We start from the raw sequence: 16,544 nt of genomic DNA, 5'->3' as shown, positions 1-16,544 counted from the left end.
CAACGACGCCACAGCGCACTCGGCGGCCTCCCACCGATCAGCCGACTGACACCAACGTCATGACTCGGTACAGCTAGTTGGCGGCTCCGTCTTCGGGGAGCTGAAATCCGAAGCCGTCAAGCATCTCGTCACCGCGGTCGCGGCGGCGGGTGAGAAAACCGAGATCGCCTCGATGGACACGGTGAGTTGGGGAGGCGCGCGCAACCGGGTCGACAACTACTACATCACCGAGGAATCGCGGCCCGCCAAGCTGGGCTCGTCGCTTGGCTGGCTGCTGCAACTGGACGGAGACAACCTGCGCAACGCGTTCCTCAACGCGCCGTGGGTGAAGGCGGTCATCCCGATCCGCCCCGGCAAGGAACGAGCCGCGATGAACTGGCTACAGCGACTCCACGTCGAAGGGACAGACGGGCTCGACGACAGATACGTCGCGCCGGCTGGAGAGCTTGCCGAGATCCCGCACAGCGGCGAGTTCGTCACGGTGCGTGACGCGATCAACCACCTCTGCGACGTCGTCGCCGAAAAGCACCAAGACGCCGTGAAAGTCGGCCGCTACCCGGCAGAGGAGATCAACGACGACAACCGCGTCTCCGCCACACCGGTCGACAAGGTCTACGAACACGGCTTCTATCCGTTGCAGGGCGGCTTCCGGGCGACGCCGGGCACCGAGGACTTCGAAGTGTTCGACCAGTGGGTGGAGGTGCTTCCCACCGATCAAGTCGTCCCGGTCGAAGTGGCATACGACCCCAAGACAGGGCGCCAGCTCTGAGCGGCTGGTTTCTTCCGGCGGGGAGCCCGGGCTCTCCCGATGAATGGTGTTTCGAGACGACCCCGACCGCTGAGATCCGCGTTCACGCCTCCCGCGACGCCTACTTCGACCGACTCGCGGCCGTCATGTCTCAAGCCAACGAGAACGACGAGATCCTGTTTGTCGGTTGGCAGTTCCACGTTCATCTGTTTTTCACCGGCAAGTTCGGCAGCAATCAGGATTTCGCGACGTTCCTGCAAGCGGCACGCGCCAGGAAAGCGCGGGTCCGCCTGCTCGCCATTCCGCTGAACCGCGGCGCGGAACAGGTCGCCGAGGCTAAAGACCTCAAGGTCGAGGCTCTCATCGATGATCAACTCCCCGCCGGGGCCTCCTCGCATCACCAGAAGGCGGTGTTCGTCGGCCTCAAATCGAGCTCACACCTGTTCATCGGAGGCATCGATGTCGCGCGCGAGAGAGGAGGCTGGTTCGACGTGCAGGTCGAGATCATCGGCCGGGGAGCCGATCTGGGCCGCAAGACGCTGGAGGAGCGCTGGGAGTCGGTCAAACCGCCGCTGGGCGGAGTCAGCGCGACGCAGCGGCCCCTGCCGAAGCCGAGCGCAGACGCTCATCAGGTGCAGTTCGTCCGCACCTATCCGCCGTTCCCGAAGGACACCACGGGATGGAAACGCACGTACGCGAAAGATGGTGAGCACACCTACTATTCGCTGCTCTGCCACGCCATCGCCAACGCCAAGGAATCGATCTACCTCGAGGAGCAGTTCTTCCAGACCATGGGGCCGGCGCCGACGAGAAACAACCCGGTGGGCGGATCTTCGCCGCGGCGCCGGTCTGACGTCCCGGACGTGCCCGACACCATCGAACGGCTGCTCGTGGACAGGGTGGCCAACGGTGTGAAGCTCGTCGTCGTAGCGGCGAACAGCGCAGGGCCGCCTCGGCTGCCGGATCCCAAGGCGCGCAGCGCGTTGGTGAAAATGCTGGCGAACCTGAAGAATCCGCCGGTACTGCTGCAGACGAAGAGTAGGGCGGAGAAGGTCTTTCACGAGGGCCAGTTCGTCACGACTCTCTTCAAGGACTTCGTCCACTCCAAGACATGGATCTTCGACGACCGCGGGGAGGATCCGTTCGTTCTGGTGGGTTCGGCGAACCTCTGGCCTCAGTCCTTGGTGAGCGTCAGCACGCCCGCGGAGTCCGAGTTCGGAGTCGGTTTCGCCAGCAAGGTCGACGGAACCTCGCTCGGCTTCCCGAAGGTGTCCTTCGCCAGGGCCATGCGCATCAAGATGTGGGAGCGGCTGAGGCAGAGCAAGGACCCCAACTACACGTTCCCGCGCAATGCGTCGGCGTCGCTCGAGGACGAGATCGCCGAACTGCGCAAACCGATCGGCGGCGTCGATCCCTTCGAGGAGATGAAACCCTAGCGGCATGGCCCGGCACGTATGCGAGAGGGGGACGGCCCGCTCCTGGTCGACGTGCCAGGCTGCTACAACTACTCCGGCGGCGTCGGCATGATTCCGCCCGCTACGGGCCCGTACGAAGAGCCCGCATTCGAGCCGCGGCCGGTATGCCGCTACGACGAGGACTCGGCCGCAGGGTGTGCGACGAGAGAGACGCCCTCCGCCCAAACCCTGAGCGACACCGCCTGGCGTGGGTTACCCCGCGCGCCAGGTCAGGGTCATGCCGACGGTTTTCAGCCAGCGGTTCAGGTCGTATCCGTGTCGGGCCAGGCCGTCGATGGCGGACATCGCCGTCTGCACCGCTTGTTCGCCGGCTTCGGGGGTGAGCAGGCCGTGCCGGACCGCGGTGAACAGTTCGTCGACGTCGGACAGTTCGACGTCGCGGCCGGTGCGGACGAGCAGGTCCAAGTAGTGGTCCTCGGAGTGCCAGACCGACGGGCCGGGGGTGTAGCGGCCGACGTCGAGGTAGTAGTCCAGGTCGCGTTCGTAGCCGGGGCTGAAATGGAAGACCGTGGCGCGTAGCCCCAGCGTTGGCAGCAGCCAGGACTCCAGGTAGTGGAACTGGGCGCGGCCCGGCGTGGGGCGGGCCATGTACAGGCCCCACGGCTTGACCGCGTACTGGTCTACCGCACGCACGACCCCCTTCGGATCCGTGTTAGTGCGTGCGACCAGGTCAAACTTCTCGTTCTTCGGTGCGTGGATAGCCACGAGCATAGGGCTTGAGAACACGTCTTGTCGGTCCGTAGTTCTACGCTGTGAACATGGCCTTCGCTACCGAACACCCCGTACTGGCGCATTCCGAATACCGCGCCGTCGAGGACATCATGCGTACCGGCGGCCGGTTCGAAGTGGTCAGTGAGTACTCGCCCGCCGGCGACCAGCCGGCCGCCATCGACCAGCTGGAACGCAGGCTCAAGGCGGGGGAGCGCGACGTCGTGCTGATGGGTGCGACGGGCACCGGCAAGTCGGCGACAACGGCGTGGCTGATCGAACGCGTTCAGCGGCCCACCCTGGTGATGGAGCCGAACAAGACGCTGGCCGCGCAGATGGCCAACGAGCTGCGGGAGATGTTGCCGAACAACGCCGTCGAGTACTTCGTCTCGTACTACGACTACTACCAGCCCGAGGCCTACATCGCGCAGACGGACACCTACATCGAGAAGGACAGCTCGATCAACGACGACGTCGAGCGGCTCAGGCACTCAGCGACATCCAGCCTGCTGTCGCGGCGCGACGTCGTGGTGGTGGCCTCGGTGTCCTGCATCTACGGCCTGGGCACCCCGCAGTCCTACCTGGACAGGTCCGTCGAGGTGAAGGTCGGCCAGGAGATCCCGCGTGACGCGCTGCTGCGGTTGCTGGTCGACGTGCAGTACACCCGCAACGACACGGCGTTCACCAGGGGCTCGTTCCGGGTGCGCGGCGACACTGTCGAGATCATCCCCTCATATGAGGAGCTCGCGGTGCGCATCGAGTTCTTCGGCGACGAGGTGGAGGCGCTGTACTACCTGCATCCGCTCACCGGTGACGTGATCCGCCGGGTCGACTCGCTGCGGATCTTCCCGGCCACCCACTATGTCGCCGGGCCGGAGCGGATGGCCCACGCCATCTCGACCATCGAGCAGGAACTCGAGGAGCGGCTCGCCGAACTGGAGAAGCAGGGCAAGCTGCTGGAGGCGCAGCGACTGCGGATGCGGACCAACTACGACATCGAGATGATGCGGCAGGTCGGCTTCTGCTCGGGCATCGAGAACTACTCGCGCCACATCGACGGCAGGCCGCCGGGTTCGGCGCCCGCCACGCTGTTGGACTACTTCCCCGAGGATTTCCTGCTCGTCATCGACGAGTCGCACGTCACGGTGCCGCAGATCGGCGGCATGTACGAGGGCGACATCTCGCGGAAGCGCAACCTGGTCGAGTACGGGTTCCGGCTCCCGTCGGCGATCGACAACCGGCCGCTGACGTGGGAGGAGTTCGCCGACCGGATCGGCCAGACGGTGTACCTGTCGGCCACCCCGGGGCCCTACGAGCTCAGCCAGACCGGCGGCGAGTTCGTCGAGCAGGTCATTCGGCCGACCGGACTGGTCGACCCGAAGGTCGTGGTCAAACCGACCAAGGGCCAGATCGACGACCTGATCGGCGAGATCCGCAAGCGCACCGAGGCCGACGAACGCGTGTTGGTCACCACGTTGACCAAGAAGATGGCCGAGGACCTCACCGACTACCTGCTGGAGATGGGGATCCGCACCCGCTACCTGCACTCCGAGGTCGACACACTGCGACGGGTGGAACTGCTGCGGCAATTGCGGCTCGGCGAGTACGACGTGCTGGTCGGCATCAACCTGCTACGCGAGGGCCTCGACCTGCCCGAGGTGTCGCTGGTGGCCATCCTGGACGCCGACAAGGAAGGCTTTCTGCGGTCGACGCGCAGCCTGATCCAGACCATCGGCCGCGCTGCCCGCAACGTGTCCGGCGAAGTACACATGTACGCCGACAACATCACCGAGTCGATGCGGGAAGCCATCGACGAAACCGAACGCAGGCGCGCCAAGCAGATCGCCTACAACGAGGCCAACGGCATCGACCCGACACCGTTGCGCAAGAAGATCGCCGACATCCTCGACCAGGTGTACCGCGAGGCCGACGACACCGAATCCGTCGAGATCGGCGGATCGGGTCGCAACGCGTCGCGCGGCCGCCGTGCCCAGGGCGAGCCGGGCCGTGTCGTCAGCGCCGGCATCATCGAGGGCCGGGACACCACGAACATGCCGCGGGCCGAACTCGCCGACCTGATCAAGGATCTGACCGAGCAGATGATGGCGGCCGCACGCGATCTGCAGTTCGAGTTGGCGGCCCGAATCAGGGACGAAATCGCCGATCTGAAGCGCGAATTGCGGGGCATGGACGCCGCGGGCTTGAAATAGCTTTGAAATAGTTTGATCTCAACAGCGGTTGAGGTCCTACGGTGGCCGATGTGACCGAAACCGCGACCGTCCAGCCAGGCAGCTGGCGAGACTTGCTGGGCCGGGAGCGGCTTCGCACCGCGATCCTGTTGGCCGGCGGGGTGGGACTGTACGCCACCAACGAGTTCCTGACCATCAGCCTGTTGCCGAGCGCGGTGGCCGACATCGGCGGACAGCGGTTCTACGCGTGGGTGATCGCGGTGTACCTCATCGGGTCCGTCGTCGCCGCGACCGCAGTGAATCCGCTGTTGATCAGGTTCGGTCCGCGGCCGTCGTACCTGATGACCTTGGCAATCTTCGCAGCGGGCACACTGGGCTGCGCGGTCGCGCCCAGCATGGAGCTGCTGTTGGTGGCGCGCACGCTGCAGGGCGCTGCGGGCGGAATGCTCGCCGGGCTGGGCTACGCGCTGATCAACGCGGCGCTGCCGAGCCGGCTGTGGACCAGGGCGTCGGCGCTGGTGTCGGCGATGTGGGGCGTCAGCGTCATCATCGGCCCCGCGATGGGCGGTGTCTTCGCCCAATTCGGTATCTGGCGTTGGGCTTTCGGCTCGTTGGCGATCCTGACGGTCGCGATGGCGGTGCTGGTGCCCGGCGCGCTGCCCGCCCGCAAGCCGGAGGACGAGCGCCCGCCGATCCCGCGGATCCCGCTGTGGTCGCTGCTGCTGTTGGGGCTGGCCGCGTTGGCGATCAGCGTCGCCGGGGTGCAGCGGGCTCCCGCGGCCACTGTCGCCTTCCTGGCCGCCGGCGCGGCCGTCGTCGGGCTGTTCCTACTGGTCGATCGCCGGGCGGGCGCCAGAGTTCTGCCGCGTGCGACGTTTCAGCCGGGCCCGTTGAAGTGGATGTACGTCACGCTCGGGCTGCTGATGGCGGCCACGATGGTCGACATGTACGTGCCGTTGTTCGGTCAGCGGCTGGCCGGGATGGTGCCTGTGGCGGCGGGTTTCTTCGGCGCGGTGCTGGCGGTCGGCTGGACGGTGTCGGAGATCGTCAGCGCATCGGTGAGCGGTCCGCGCACCGTCATCCGTCTTGTCGCGGCGGCGCCCGCGGTGATCGCAGTCGGCCTCGGCCTCGGCGCGCTGGTGCTTGGCGAGCATCTGACGTGGCCGATGGTGACGTTCTGGGCGGTCGGGCTGTTCATCGCCGGCGCGGGTGTCGGGGTGGCGTGGCCGCACCTGTCGGCGTGGATCATGGGGGCTGTCGACGATCCGGTGGAAGCCGGAACCGCCGCGGCGGCAATCAACACGGTGCAGTTGATTTCCGGCGCCTTCGGCGCGGGACTGGCGGGCGTCGTCGTCAACACCACGTACGGCGGCGACGCGACCGCGGCCCGCTGGCTGTTCATAGTGTTCGCAGTGCTCGCCATCGCAGGCCTGGTCGCGTCCACACGAAGTGGCCTCCGGACAGCCCAATTGACGCCGGACGGCGCACGTTAGAGTCGAAACGATGGACGCCTTCTCCGCCGGGCAGCTCAGCCGCGCCCTGGACAAACTGCATTCCACCGTTTACTTCGCGCCCGAGGCCAAGGAGAAGTTCACCCAACTCGGCCTGACCGACCAGCGCATGCAGTACTTCGCCAGTCGCGCGGCGCCGATGGGAGCCGTCACCGCGAATGTCGTTGCGGCGACGTTCTATAACTTCAATCCCGACTTGGTCGCGCGCGCGATTCCGGCGGCATGGGAGATCGCCTCACCCGCGGAGGTCACCCGTGTCCGGTATGAAGTCGTCGACGCGGTGGTGTCGCGGATTCTGGGGGAGGAGCGGATTCGGTCGGGCGACTTCGCGCATGCGGTGGCAGTAGTGCGCCGCACTGCCGAGGCGATACCGAATGCCGACGGGCGCCCCCTGTATGCGGGGCATGCGGAGCTGGACTGGCCGGACACGCCGTATGCGCAACTGTGGCATGCGATTACGCTGCTGCGCGAATATCGGGGCGACGGCCACGTCGCTGCGCTGGTCACCCACGGCCTCAGCGGAATCGAGGCGCTCGTCACCCATGTCGCGACGGGCACCGGGTTCACCCCGGAATTCGGGCGGTTGCTGCGGGGATGGAGCGAGCAGCAGTGGGACGAGACGGTGGACGCGCTGCGCTCCCGCGGCCTGCTCGACGCGAAAAGAGACCTCACCGAGGCCGGAAACGCGTTGCGCGTCAAGGTCGAAGACCTGACCGACGAATTGGCCTACGCGCCGTGGCGGACGCTGTCCGACGACGAGGTGTCCGAACTCGTCTCGTTAGGCGAGACCATCCGCGATTGCGTCGCCGCAGCCGGAGCGATCCCGAGAAACGCGTTCGGGCCGCGCTACGGGCAGCACCGCTAGTCCGGTTCCTCGTCGAGCTGTCGGATCGCCGTCACGCCCTCGATGCCGGCCAACACCGTCGGCGCGCCGAGGATCCCCGTACCGGCCAGCGTCATCATCACACCCGAATGGCCCGGCGGCGCGGCGAGGGTCTCGCCGGCCGGATCGACGACCAGCTCGGTCAGCTGCCAACCCCGGTGGTCGCAGGCCTGCAGCAGCCGGGTCATCACGCCCCGGCCCTCGGCGTACGTGACGTGCACGCGGATGGCGCCGCTCAGCCGGGTGTGCAGGCGTCGCGCTACCGGCAGGAACCCGACCACCACGAGGAAATGCATGGCGGTCACCGTGAACGCGAGCAGGAGAAGCCCTGCGCCCGCTGCCATTCCGATCGCCGCGGATTCCCAGATGGAGGCGGCCGTCGTCAGCCCGTGCACCGAACCGCGCCGGAAGATGATGATGCCCGCGCCGAGAAACCCGATGCCGGAGACGATCTGGGCCGCCACGCGCGACGGGTCGACCTCGACCGTGCCCGCGACGAGCACGTCACCGAACCCGTATTTGCTGACCAGCAGGATGAGCGCGGCGGCAGTGCCGACGATCGTCTGCGTGCGGATGCCTGCGCTCTTGCCCCGCAGTTCCCGTTCCAGCCCGATCAGCGCTGTCAGCCCGAACGCGACGAACAGTTCGACGATCTGCCGCAGGCCCTGCCCGGGCCCGCCGAAGAACGGCGGATCTGCCGCCAGCATGAGATCCATGCGAACAAGCTAATGCCCACATCTGGCGAATCGCTGTCTGGCACGCCGCTCTTCGCCGGACGGCTAACGATCACCGCGAGTCGAATGCTGGCGGATCGGCGCCTGCATCGGCAGAGTCGGAGGCGATGCGGGTGTGGCTGAGTGGATAGGCAGCGGCCTGCAAAGCCGTCTACACGGGTTCGAATCCCGTCACTCGCTCCGATATCACGGTGATCGCTGGACGTTTAGCGGTGGCCTCCGCCGCCGAATCCGCCGCCGTGGAAGCCGCCGCCGTGAAAACCGCCGCGGAAGCCGGGGTTTCCAAAGCCTCCGAGCAGGAGGCCGTAGTCGCCGTACGGGTCGAAGGAGACAGGCGGCGGCGAGTCGTCGAGCTGGACATTGCCGGGCGTCTGGCATTCGGTGCCGCCCCCGGTCTCGGCGCAGGACATCCTGGTGTTGGCAGAGCTTGCAGCGTTGGCCGTCGGCGCGACCACGACCGCGAGCGCAACGGCTGCCGTCGCCAGCACGGTTGCGATGTGGCTCGTTCGAATTCCCATGACAGGCTCCCTTGTTCGGTCAGTCCAGAGTGGCGCGTGATGGGGTGGACCGGCTGGGCGCCGGCTGCGGGTCTGCTGTGGGCGGCTACATCAGCGAGGCGACGACCCGTAGATCGGCGACCAAGGCGTCGAACGCCTTCTCGCGGTCCTCGGGCGGCCCGCGCAGCACCGACGACGGATGCACCGTGGCCACCACCTCAGGATCGGCATCCAGATCAACGGTGGCGTTCTCGGCGGGCAGGTGCAGCACCTCGCCGCGATGGGCTGTCAACCGAAAGCTGCTGCCCATCAACGCCTTTGCCGCCGTCGCACCGAGCAGCACCACGACTTCGGGTGATATCGCGTTGAATTCGGCCAGCAGCCACGGTTGGCAGGCGACCACCTCGGTGCGGCTCGGCGTCTTGTGGATGCGGCGTTTGCCGCGTTGCTCGAACTTGAAGTGTTTGACGGCGTTGGTCACATACACGTCGTCGCGGTCGATACCCGCCGCCGCGAGCGCCTTGTCCAGCAGGCGACCGGCGGGTCCGACGAACGGCTCGCCGGCCTTGTCCTCCTGGTCGCCGGGCTGCTCGCCGACGAACACCACCCGCGCTTTCCGTGACCCGGCGCCGAACACCGCCTGGGTGGCGTTCTGATACAGGTCGCAGCCTTTGCACGCCTGCGACGCCTCTGCCAGCGCACCGAGGTCGTCGGTGTCGGGCACGAATTCCGCAGCGCCGGGATATACCATGCCAAGGGTTTACCCGCTGCTGCCCGCGTCACCCACCGCGCAGAAACCGTCCGGTGCGGTCACGAGTTACCTGCGCGGGCAATCTGTTGCCGGTGTCACGGCGGCGCCACCGTCGTGATGTTGATAGCGGGGCCTGCCTGAAGCTGCAGGAAAACGCAGCTCACGGGGAGAAGTACTCCCATCTTCGCCCGACAACACGTTAGGGTCGTTCGTTGGCGCTGCAAACAAAGCTGCAAATGACATTGGGAGGGTATGAATGAGCGGCTATCAGACCGTGGTGGTCGGCACGGACGGATCAGATTCCTCGTTACGTGCAGTGGACAAGGCCGGTCAGATCGCCGCGGGTACGGGCGCGAAGGTGATCGTGGCCACGGCGTACTTCCCCCAGAACGAAGATCAGCGCGCCGCCGACCTCCTCAAGGACGAGGGCTACAAGCTGTCCGGCAATGCGCCGATCTACGCGATCCTGCGCGAGGCCAGGGACCGCGCGAAGGCCGCGGGTGCGACCGACATTGAGGAGAAGGCGGTCGTCGGTGCCCCGGTCGACGCCCTCGTCGAGCTCGCCGAAGAAGTCAACGCCGACCTACTCGTGGTCGGCAACGTCGGGTTGAGCACCATCGCGGGCCGGCTGCTCGGCTCGGTGCCCGCCAACGTTGCCCGGCGGGCCAAGACCGACGTGCTGATCGTTCACACCACGCCGTGACGGAGGGGCGTCGGCTAGGTAGCCGACGCCTTCGCAATCTCGGCGATCGCCGCGTCCAGCGTCGCAGTGAACTCGTCGTCGCTCTGCTGGGCGGTCAGCCCCTCGGTGAGCGCGCGGGAGAAGCTGGCGATGACGCCGTTGTTGCGGGCCAGCTTCTCGCAGGCCTCGGCGCGGCTGTACCCGCCGGACAGCGCCACCACGCGCAGCACCTTCGGATGCTCGACCAGCTCCCGGTACAGGTTGTCGGTGTCGGGCAGCGTCAGCTTCAGCATCACCTGCTGGTCGTCGCCGAGCTGGTTCACGCCAGCCAGCAGAGCGGCCTTCAGCTGCTCCTCGGCCTCGGCCTTCTTCGGGCTCTTGATGTCGACTTCCGGCTCGATGATCGGCACAAGGCCCTTCGCCAGCACCTGGCGGGCCACCTCGAACTGCTGCTCGACGACCGCGTCAAGACCCGCACCCGGCAGCTTGATGACCGAGCGCTCCTTGGTGCCGAAGACGCCGTTGGCCACCGCGCGGTCCAACAGCTCGTCGAGGCCCGGCATGGGCTTCATCGTCTGCGCGCCGTCCTTCTCCTCGGCGAGGCCCTTGTCGATCTTGAGGAACGGCACGATGCCCTTGACGTTCCACAGGTAGTCGGCCGTCGGGCGGCCTTCGATCTGGCGGTCCATGGTCTGCTCGAACAGGATCGTGCCCATGATGCGGTCGCCGTCGAACGCAGGGTTGGTGATGATGCGGGTGCGCATCTCGTGCACCAGGTCGAACATCTCGTCTTCGTTCGAGTAGGCGTCCTCGGGGATGCCGTACAGCTTCAGCGCCTTGGGGGTACTGCCCCCACTCTGGTCGAGGGCCGCGATGAAGCCGGCACCGTTGCGTGCCTTCTCCAACTGCTCGGGATTCATTTCATCTCCTTCTCAACTCCTGCACCGTTGCAGTCACCTTAGGACCCGCGCGTACTGCGGGATCGGGTGGATACCGTGAAGCTCGCGATACGACGGCGGGCGACGGCCCCCGGCGTCGGTGATTCCGTAATCGTCGGCGAGTTCGGCGCCGATCAACGTCTGGCCGCTCTTCTTCATGACGTTGTCGTCGCGAAACAGTGCCCAGATCAGATGGCCGGTCAGCTCCGGTGTTTCGGCGATGTCGAGCAGCCCACCGAATTTGTCCGGCGCCGCGGCGACCATGCTCTCCAACCGCTCGGTGCGCAGGATGCCCATCCAGATGGAGACCGCCGCGACATCGAAATCGGCGAAGTCGACCGCCATGTCGGCGGCCATTTTGTCCATGCCGGCCTTGTGCACACCGTATGCGGGCCCGAAGACGTAGTGGGCCGCGCCGGGCGCGGAGGTGAACACGACCAGCCCGCGCCGCTGCGGAACCATCAACGGCGCCGCGTAGACGGTCGCGACATAACTGCTGCGCAGCCCGACGTCCAGCGTGTCGATGATGTCGATTGGCTTGTCCCAGAACGGTTTCCGGGCCATCAACTCGTCACGGATGATCGTGGCGTTGTTGACGAGGATGTCGAGCTTGCCCTGCTCGGACCGCACCCGGTCGAACAACGCCTCGGTCTGCTTGTCGTCGGAGTGGTCGACGCGGACGGCGATGCCCTCGCCGCCCGCCCGCGTCACGGCCTCGGCCGTCTCGTGGATCGTGCCGCCCATCGCGGACTGGCCGGGTGCCTCGGTGCGCCCGGTGACGTAGACGGTGCAGCCGTGGCTGCCGACGGCGCGGGCGATGCCGAGGCCTGCGCCGCGACTTGCCCCGGTGACGACGGCGACCGTCTTGTCGGCGGCCATTACCAACCGCGCTCCTTCCACTCGGCGAGGTGGGGCCGTTCGGCGCCGAGCGTGGTGTCGTCGCCGTGGCCCGGATACACCACGGTGGAGTCGGCGTAGACGTCGAACACCCGGCTGGTCACGTCGCCGAGCAATTGCTCGAAGTCGCCCGGCTGCCACGTCTTGCCGACACCGCCGGGGAATACCGTAGGTTCTAAAATGTGAATACCTCTCCGGGGGAAAGGGTCGCGCTCTATGCGCGCATAAGCCAGGACACCACGGGACAAGCGGTTGGTGTAGCTGATCAGCTGGAACACGCCCGCACGTTCGCGTCCGCGCGCGGTTACCAAATCGTCGCAGAACATGCCGACAACGATATATCGGCGTTCCGTGGGGTCCGTACCGTCGCTTGCCGCCGCCGTCGGCTCGTGCCCATGCAAGAAGACCGGCTCCCCATTCCAGGAGAACCAGCGACTGAGAAGCGGCTCTACCGGATTGTGGAAATCATCAACACCATGACGTTCCAGGTGCGCGGCGTGGACATGCCCCTATCGCACGGAAGTTACAGGGAGGGCAACTATTCGAGCGGCAAAGCTGTAGTTGGCGATCGCGAATTCCATTGGGCTTTCACAGAATCCGCGGATGGCGACGTTGAGTCGGCAACTCGCATTTCGCCGGTCGACGATCCAATGGCAGGACAGTTCTACCGGAGCGACAGCACAGGCAAGAGAATGCTCCCCGAGTGAAACCCACAACTTCCCTGCGCGTCTTCGGCGCGCCTCAGCCCGCCTCCGCTCGCACGCCAAGCATTCTTGACGGGTGACACGCCTGGCTGCAATCCGCGCGCTGTATGAGGGTTCGCTCGCCGACGTCGGCGACCGCAACCCGTATGCCGGCCAGTCGCTGGTCCTCGCGCAGCTGTGGATGCGTGGTTACATGCGGATGCTGCGCGTCCGGGTCAACACAGGGCCGGCTAAGCAGAAGTACCTAGCTGCGCGCGCCGCCGGTGAACAACCGTCGCGTTGAGGCCGGCGCCCAACCCGTGCCGGGCGCCGGCCAACCGCGTCGACACTCAAGCTTGAAGAGACGAATTCGATGGGTCGATCTGCGTATGCCGGAAGCCATTTCGGTCTAACATTCGCCGCACAGTGGCCGCGGCAAGGTGGTGATTTACAACCGGCCCGATGATGACTCGAACAAGGGCCTCACGCTCGAACGGAAGCTCCACGTACGGCACGAATAACTTCGTTTCATGCGGGCGGAACTGCACATCCACGGTCACCAACTCGCCGGACGACCAGGCCAAGAAAGGCTGCCGCCCCAGGCTCCGCAGCGCCGCTTTCTGGTTGGGGCTTCGTCCACCGTGGTGTTCGGTGATCGTGATGCGGTGCTCGCGTTCGTGCTCGAAATCCGAGTGCTTGACCAGTGGCAGACGATGGACCAAGGCATGGGTATGCGAGATGCAGTTGCCCACATTGATGTCGAAACTCGCACCGTCTTCTGCAATTCGCTGCACGTACTCGATGAGCTCGTCGACGACCAGGTCGCGCGCTGCATCGCCGTACACGACCTTCTGCAGGTAGCCGTTCCACGTGAGTTCGATCTGCTGACCCGCTTCCGGGCCGCCCGCGATGGTTGCTACGACGGGGCCGTCCAGCCGACCATCCAGCGCCCGGTTGTACTGCGGTACCTGGAGCGACGACATGCGTTCGGCATCGAACCCGAGCGCGAAGCCGCGACCCATGGCCCCGTAGTGGGTCCACTGGCTAATTCTGTCGGCGAGTTCGGTGAAACACGCGACGAACATCGCGTCGTCGAACTCCATCAAGTTTCTAGCGTTCATCAACTCCAGCGCCCGGAGCTGTGCGCGATATACCTCGGAATCTTGGCCGGGTTCCGCGGCCAGCCGTTCAAGCCGCTCGACAAACGCGGCCCACGTGTAGATCAGCTCCTGTGAGTCATTGAGGTAGCGAAAGTCAGTGCCCCACAGCGTGGCGTTCTCGACGACACCTTCGAATGCTTGTGCGTCGGTGTAGTGGTAAACGATCGAACCCACGTTCCCGCTTGGCCTTTCGTCAGTTCGACTCGCCGGGCTTCAGGCGAATGTGCGCCACGGTCAGAGGCGTTGTCCTTGGGTCGCCCCATTCCGGCAGCCACCAGTTGACTTGCCACATGAAGGGGTCTATCACCTTGTCGTCGGGTAAGTCGGCGTTCTCGTCTGCGAGGATGTCGCGGATTCGGAGGAGCCCGCGGCAGCAATCGATCATCCACTTGATGCCTTGGAGCGCTTCGATTAGGACCTGCTCGCTTATCGGTGCAGTGTGTCGCGCTTGCATCGACCAGGCTTGCTCGCGCCAGGCCAGCTCGCCGGGGTTGCCATCGGGGGTTTTGCGCGGGGCGCCCGGCGCGCCGAGCCTCACAATGTTGATCGTCCGATCCGGCATGTCGCCCGTGACGCTGAATATGTACAGCATGTGGGCCAGCTCGTGGCGAGCCAGCTTCGCCTTCGCCGCCACGGCCGACCATTGTTGATGCGGCCACCTGACCCGCGCCGCATCGGCCACTTCCCGCATCGCCTTGGCCAGCTCATCCTTCTCAAGGGTGCCGGCGACGTACCCGGCGGCGTGGAACCGGGTGAAGTTCACCCTTCCGAGCAGGTTTTCCCAACCTCCGATCACGCGCAAGATCAGCGCCTCAGCCGATTCGGCGGGCAGGAATGAGCGCTGTTCAGCCTGCCGGTGCTCCTCGATCGCGGCGTGCGTCTTATCGAGCTGTTCGAGCCGGCTCGCCCTATCTGTCATGGCGCTCGAACCTACACCCCGGCGCGACCGGGCAGCGGTCACCGATCTTCAAGGGGCGCTAAAGCGTGGTGTCAAATCCCCACTCCGCGGGGTCGCCCCCCTCATCGAGCGGACACCCCACCACCATATTCCCGTCCAGCGGTGACATCCACGTGCCGGTGCCCAACTGATGCAACTCGATGGCACCGAGGAACGCCGACTGTGGCCATGCCCCTTCACCTTTCACGGCGTAGACATCGCCGCTGTACCTATACACCTCTGATCCCGCGTGGTCTACCGTGTCGACTGAGGCCACGATCATCATGTATTCGCCTGGTGGAGCGCTGCTGTCGGCACTCTTGATGATTCGGTAAAGCCAGTCGCCAGCCACAATCGAGTCCGCGTTCGCCCGCTTCATGCCCCGCCGGTTTTCGGGTGCTTTCATGCTTGCGACGGTAGTACGGGATCGTCGGCCAAGGAACAACGTTGTGGCAGGCTTTCGCGCCTGCGGTCCGGCTCGGCGTAGCCCAGCCTCGGGGGGCGAGCCTCAGCATCAGTCGCACCCGCGGATCGGCGCCGGCGATCGCTGCGGACCAGACCGCGTCGGGCGCCGGCCGCGGTGCCGGCGCTGCTGCGCGCATCACCGGAAGCTCGGCCGCTGGGTTCGTCGGAAGGTGGCCGGCGCGGTGGGCCCACCCGAAGAAGGAAACCGCGGTGTTGCGGTAGCTGCGGCGCGTCTCGATGCTCCACACCTACCGGCCGAACAAAGCGAGAATGCTGGCCGTCGTGACCCGCGCCGGTCCGCACCGGAGCCCGCGCGCCATGAATGCCAGATGCCCGCGCCGGGTGGCGATCGTCGCCGGTGACCGGCGCCGCCGGCCTCGGCGGCGAGGTACGCGACGATCAGGTCAGACCATGCCGGCGGCAGCGGCCGCGGCGCGGGCCCGCTCACTTCACGTCCAGCACGGTCGCGGCGCCGTCGAGCGCCGGCGCCAGTGCCGGCGGGTCGCCGCAGTCCTGTCCGCAGTCGGCGCGCATCGCGGCAGCACGGATCCGAAGCGAGCCGACGGGATCGTCGGCGCTGAACGCGGCCTCGGTGATCGTGGCGGCGGCGAGTCGCGCGTCCTCGACGCTGGCCGAGGCTGGCGAGCGCACCTTCGAGTTGAAGGACGCCGGCGAACCCTTGCAGCGCGGCCCGCAATGCCGTGGCGCCGGGAACGGCTTCGGCGATACGGACGATCAGATCGAGCGCGACGGTTTCGGGGTCGGTGGGCGGGGTTTCAACGGTGGTTGCCATGCGGTGAGGCTGACCCGCTGAGTATCGAATTGCCAAGGGCGCAACGAAACTGAGGCATATGTCGCTATCAGCGCAAATGCCGGAATCGGGCATATGTCGGGCCGTACGCATATGTCGCCCGCAACGACGGGATTCGATTCGTAATCGTTTGCTCTGCGACGCGCTCGCGAGGAGACTTGGGCGGCGTGGATGATCTGCCTGACGATTTCGCGATTGCGCTCGGACGATTGCTCTACCTCGGTGGGCTGGTGGAGATGCGGCTCGACCGTTGCCTGGTCCCCGCCGGCGAGGAACTGCCTCGCCGCGGTCTGAGCGGCGCCCGGCTTGTAGACGAACTTCGCAAGGTCGAGACGCCGGGCTCGCTCCTCATTGACATCACGAACGGATACGAGGACATGCACGAATTTCGCAACCACCTAGACGGTATGGAGGCGACTTGAGGCCGAAGGCCTCGGGCTGCAATCGGACGTGGGTTGTCGATGGCGGGTGAACA

The 16,544-nt window shown here is 66.1% G+C and carries 19 protein-coding genes, 1 tRNA gene and 1 pseudogene; 10 read left to right on the top strand and 11 right to left on the bottom strand.

Annotation, left to right across the window (positions count from 1 at the left end):
- Positions 1-172: 172 nt before the first annotated feature.
- Together CQY20_RS30310 and CQY20_RS30305 are read left to right on the top strand one after the other, a co-directional pair.
- Positions 173-769 carry a hypothetical protein gene (locus tag CQY20_RS30310; RefSeq protein WP_097944495.1) on the top strand — a complete coding sequence of 199 codons (597 nt, stop codon included), beginning with the start codon at positions 173-175 and terminating at the stop codon, positions 767-769.
- Between the two features lie 125 nt (positions 770-894).
- A complete protein-coding gene (locus tag CQY20_RS30305) occupies positions 895-2,184 on the top strand; it encodes a phospholipase D-like domain-containing protein (RefSeq protein WP_097944493.1) in 1,290 nt (429 codons plus the stop codon).
- Positions 2,185-2,415: 231 nt separating this feature from the next.
- Here CQY20_RS30305 and CQY20_RS30300 read toward each other — a convergent pair whose 3' ends face one another.
- The gene (locus tag CQY20_RS30300) at positions 2,416-2,922 is read right to left on the bottom strand and encodes a ribonuclease FAU-1 family protein (protein ID WP_174814724.1); all 507 of its coding nucleotides are present in this window, start codon (positions 2,920-2,922) and stop codon (positions 2,416-2,418) included.
- A gap of 59 nt (positions 2,923-2,981) precedes the next feature.
- Between CQY20_RS30300 and uvrB the strand changes: the two genes are divergently transcribed.
- The 3 genes from uvrB to CQY20_RS30285 are packed head-to-tail and all read left to right on the top strand — an operon-like array spanning position 2,982 to position 7,496.
- Positions 2,982-5,141 carry an excinuclease ABC subunit UvrB gene (uvrB, locus tag CQY20_RS30295; protein WP_097944492.1) on the top strand — a complete coding sequence of 720 codons (2,160 nt, stop codon included), beginning with the start codon at positions 2,982-2,984 and terminating at the stop codon, positions 5,139-5,141.
- Between the two features lie 50 nt (positions 5,142-5,191).
- Positions 5,192-6,613 carry an MFS transporter gene (locus tag CQY20_RS30290; protein ID WP_097944499.1) on the top strand — a complete coding sequence of 474 codons (1,422 nt, stop codon included), beginning with the start codon at positions 5,192-5,194 and terminating at the stop codon, positions 6,611-6,613.
- A 10-nt stretch (positions 6,614-6,623) separates the two neighbouring features.
- Positions 6,624-7,496, top strand: coding sequence for an SCO6745 family protein (locus CQY20_RS30285; protein WP_097944490.1), 873 nt, complete (start codon positions 6,624-6,626; stop codon positions 7,494-7,496).
- Here CQY20_RS30285 and CQY20_RS30280 read toward each other — a convergent pair.
- Positions 7,493-8,230 (bottom strand): MgtC/SapB family protein, encoded by a 738-nt coding sequence (locus CQY20_RS30280; protein ID WP_097944488.1) that lies wholly within the window; start codon positions 8,228-8,230, stop codon positions 7,493-7,495. The two genes, CQY20_RS30285 and CQY20_RS30280, sit on opposite strands and share 4 nt — an antisense overlap.
- 127 nt (positions 8,231-8,357) lie before the next feature.
- Between CQY20_RS30280 and CQY20_RS30275 the strand changes: the two genes are divergently transcribed.
- Positions 8,358-8,428, top strand: a tRNA-Cys gene (locus CQY20_RS30275).
- Between the two features lie 26 nt (positions 8,429-8,454).
- On the opposite strand, the gene CQY20_RS30270 is transcribed toward CQY20_RS30275, so the two are convergent.
- Both CQY20_RS30270 and CQY20_RS30265 read right to left on the bottom strand, forming a co-directional pair.
- Complete coding sequence (locus CQY20_RS30270; RefSeq protein WP_097944486.1) at positions 8,455-8,766, bottom strand: hypothetical protein; 312 nt, start codon at positions 8,764-8,766, stop codon at positions 8,455-8,457.
- 85 nt (positions 8,767-8,851) lie between these two features.
- Positions 8,852-9,496, bottom strand: a complete 645-nt coding sequence (locus CQY20_RS30265) for a UdgX family uracil-DNA binding protein (protein ID WP_097944484.1) — start codon at positions 9,494-9,496, stop codon at positions 8,852-8,854.
- Positions 9,497-9,752: 256 nt separating this feature from the next.
- On the opposite strand from CQY20_RS30265, the gene CQY20_RS30260 reads away from it, so the two are divergent.
- On the top strand, positions 9,753-10,199 hold the full coding sequence (locus CQY20_RS30260) for a universal stress protein (protein ID WP_097944483.1): 447 nt from the start codon (positions 9,753-9,755) through the stop codon (positions 10,197-10,199).
- 14 nt (positions 10,200-10,213) lie between these two features.
- Here CQY20_RS30260 and CQY20_RS30255 read toward each other — a convergent pair whose 3' ends face one another.
- The 3 genes and pseudogenes from CQY20_RS30255 to CQY20_RS30245 all read right to left on the bottom strand — a co-directional run.
- Positions 10,214-11,098 (bottom strand): fructose bisphosphate aldolase, encoded by an 885-nt coding sequence (locus CQY20_RS30255; protein ID WP_097944481.1) that lies wholly within the window; start codon positions 11,096-11,098, stop codon positions 10,214-10,216.
- Positions 11,099-11,131: 33 nt separating this feature from the next.
- Entirely contained in the window at positions 11,132-11,995 is an 864-nt protein-coding gene (locus tag CQY20_RS30250) for an SDR family NAD(P)-dependent oxidoreductase (protein ID WP_097944480.1), read from the bottom strand.
- Positions 11,995-12,180: pseudogene (locus tag CQY20_RS30245) on the bottom strand (MBL fold metallo-hydrolase); the annotation flags it as partial. The gene CQY20_RS30250 and the pseudogene CQY20_RS30245, both read right to left, overlap by 1 nt.
- A gap of 228 nt (positions 12,181-12,408) precedes the next feature.
- Here CQY20_RS30245 and CQY20_RS34990 point away from each other — a divergent pair.
- Positions 12,409-12,720, top strand: coding sequence for a hypothetical protein (locus CQY20_RS34990; RefSeq protein WP_163700165.1), 312 nt, complete (start codon positions 12,409-12,411; stop codon positions 12,718-12,720).
- Between the two features lie 73 nt (positions 12,721-12,793).
- Positions 12,794-13,000, top strand: a complete 207-nt coding sequence (locus CQY20_RS30235; RefSeq protein WP_097944479.1) for a ribosome modulation factor — start codon at positions 12,794-12,796, stop codon at positions 12,998-13,000.
- A gap of 46 nt (positions 13,001-13,046) precedes the next feature.
- On the opposite strand, the gene CQY20_RS30230 is transcribed toward CQY20_RS30235, so the two are convergent.
- The 4 genes from CQY20_RS30230 to CQY20_RS35745 all read right to left on the bottom strand — a co-directional run bounded on the left by CQY20_RS30230 (position 13,047) and on the right by CQY20_RS35745 (position 15,909).
- Positions 13,047-14,030: a DUF2971 domain-containing protein gene (locus tag CQY20_RS30230; protein WP_097944477.1), complete on the bottom strand. Its 984-nt coding sequence runs from the start codon at positions 14,028-14,030 to the stop codon at positions 13,047-13,049.
- Positions 14,031-14,049: 19 nt separating this feature from the next.
- Positions 14,050-14,775: a hypothetical protein gene (locus CQY20_RS30225; RefSeq protein ID WP_097944475.1), complete on the bottom strand. Its 726-nt coding sequence runs from the start codon at positions 14,773-14,775 to the stop codon at positions 14,050-14,052.
- A 58-nt stretch (positions 14,776-14,833) separates the two neighbouring features.
- Entirely contained in the window at positions 14,834-15,199 is a 366-nt protein-coding gene (locus tag CQY20_RS34985) for a hypothetical protein (protein ID WP_163700261.1), read from the bottom strand.
- Between the two features lie 503 nt (positions 15,200-15,702).
- Positions 15,703-15,909 carry a hypothetical protein gene (locus tag CQY20_RS35745; RefSeq protein WP_234816481.1) on the bottom strand — a complete coding sequence of 69 codons (207 nt, stop codon included), beginning with the start codon at positions 15,907-15,909 and terminating at the stop codon, positions 15,703-15,705.
- Positions 15,910-16,227: 318 nt separating this feature from the next.
- On the opposite strand from CQY20_RS35745, the gene CQY20_RS30210 reads away from it, so the two are divergent.
- Positions 16,228-16,491 (top strand): hypothetical protein, encoded by a 264-nt coding sequence (locus CQY20_RS30210; RefSeq protein ID WP_133119169.1) that lies wholly within the window; start codon positions 16,228-16,230, stop codon positions 16,489-16,491.
- Positions 16,492-16,544 lie beyond the last annotated feature (53 nt).

Source organism: Mycolicibacterium agri, from assembly GCF_002553505.1.
Lineage (GTDB): Bacteria > Actinomycetota > Actinomycetes > Mycobacteriales > Mycobacteriaceae > Mycobacterium > Mycobacterium agri.
This window is presented reverse-complemented; position numbering and strand designations above follow the sequence as displayed.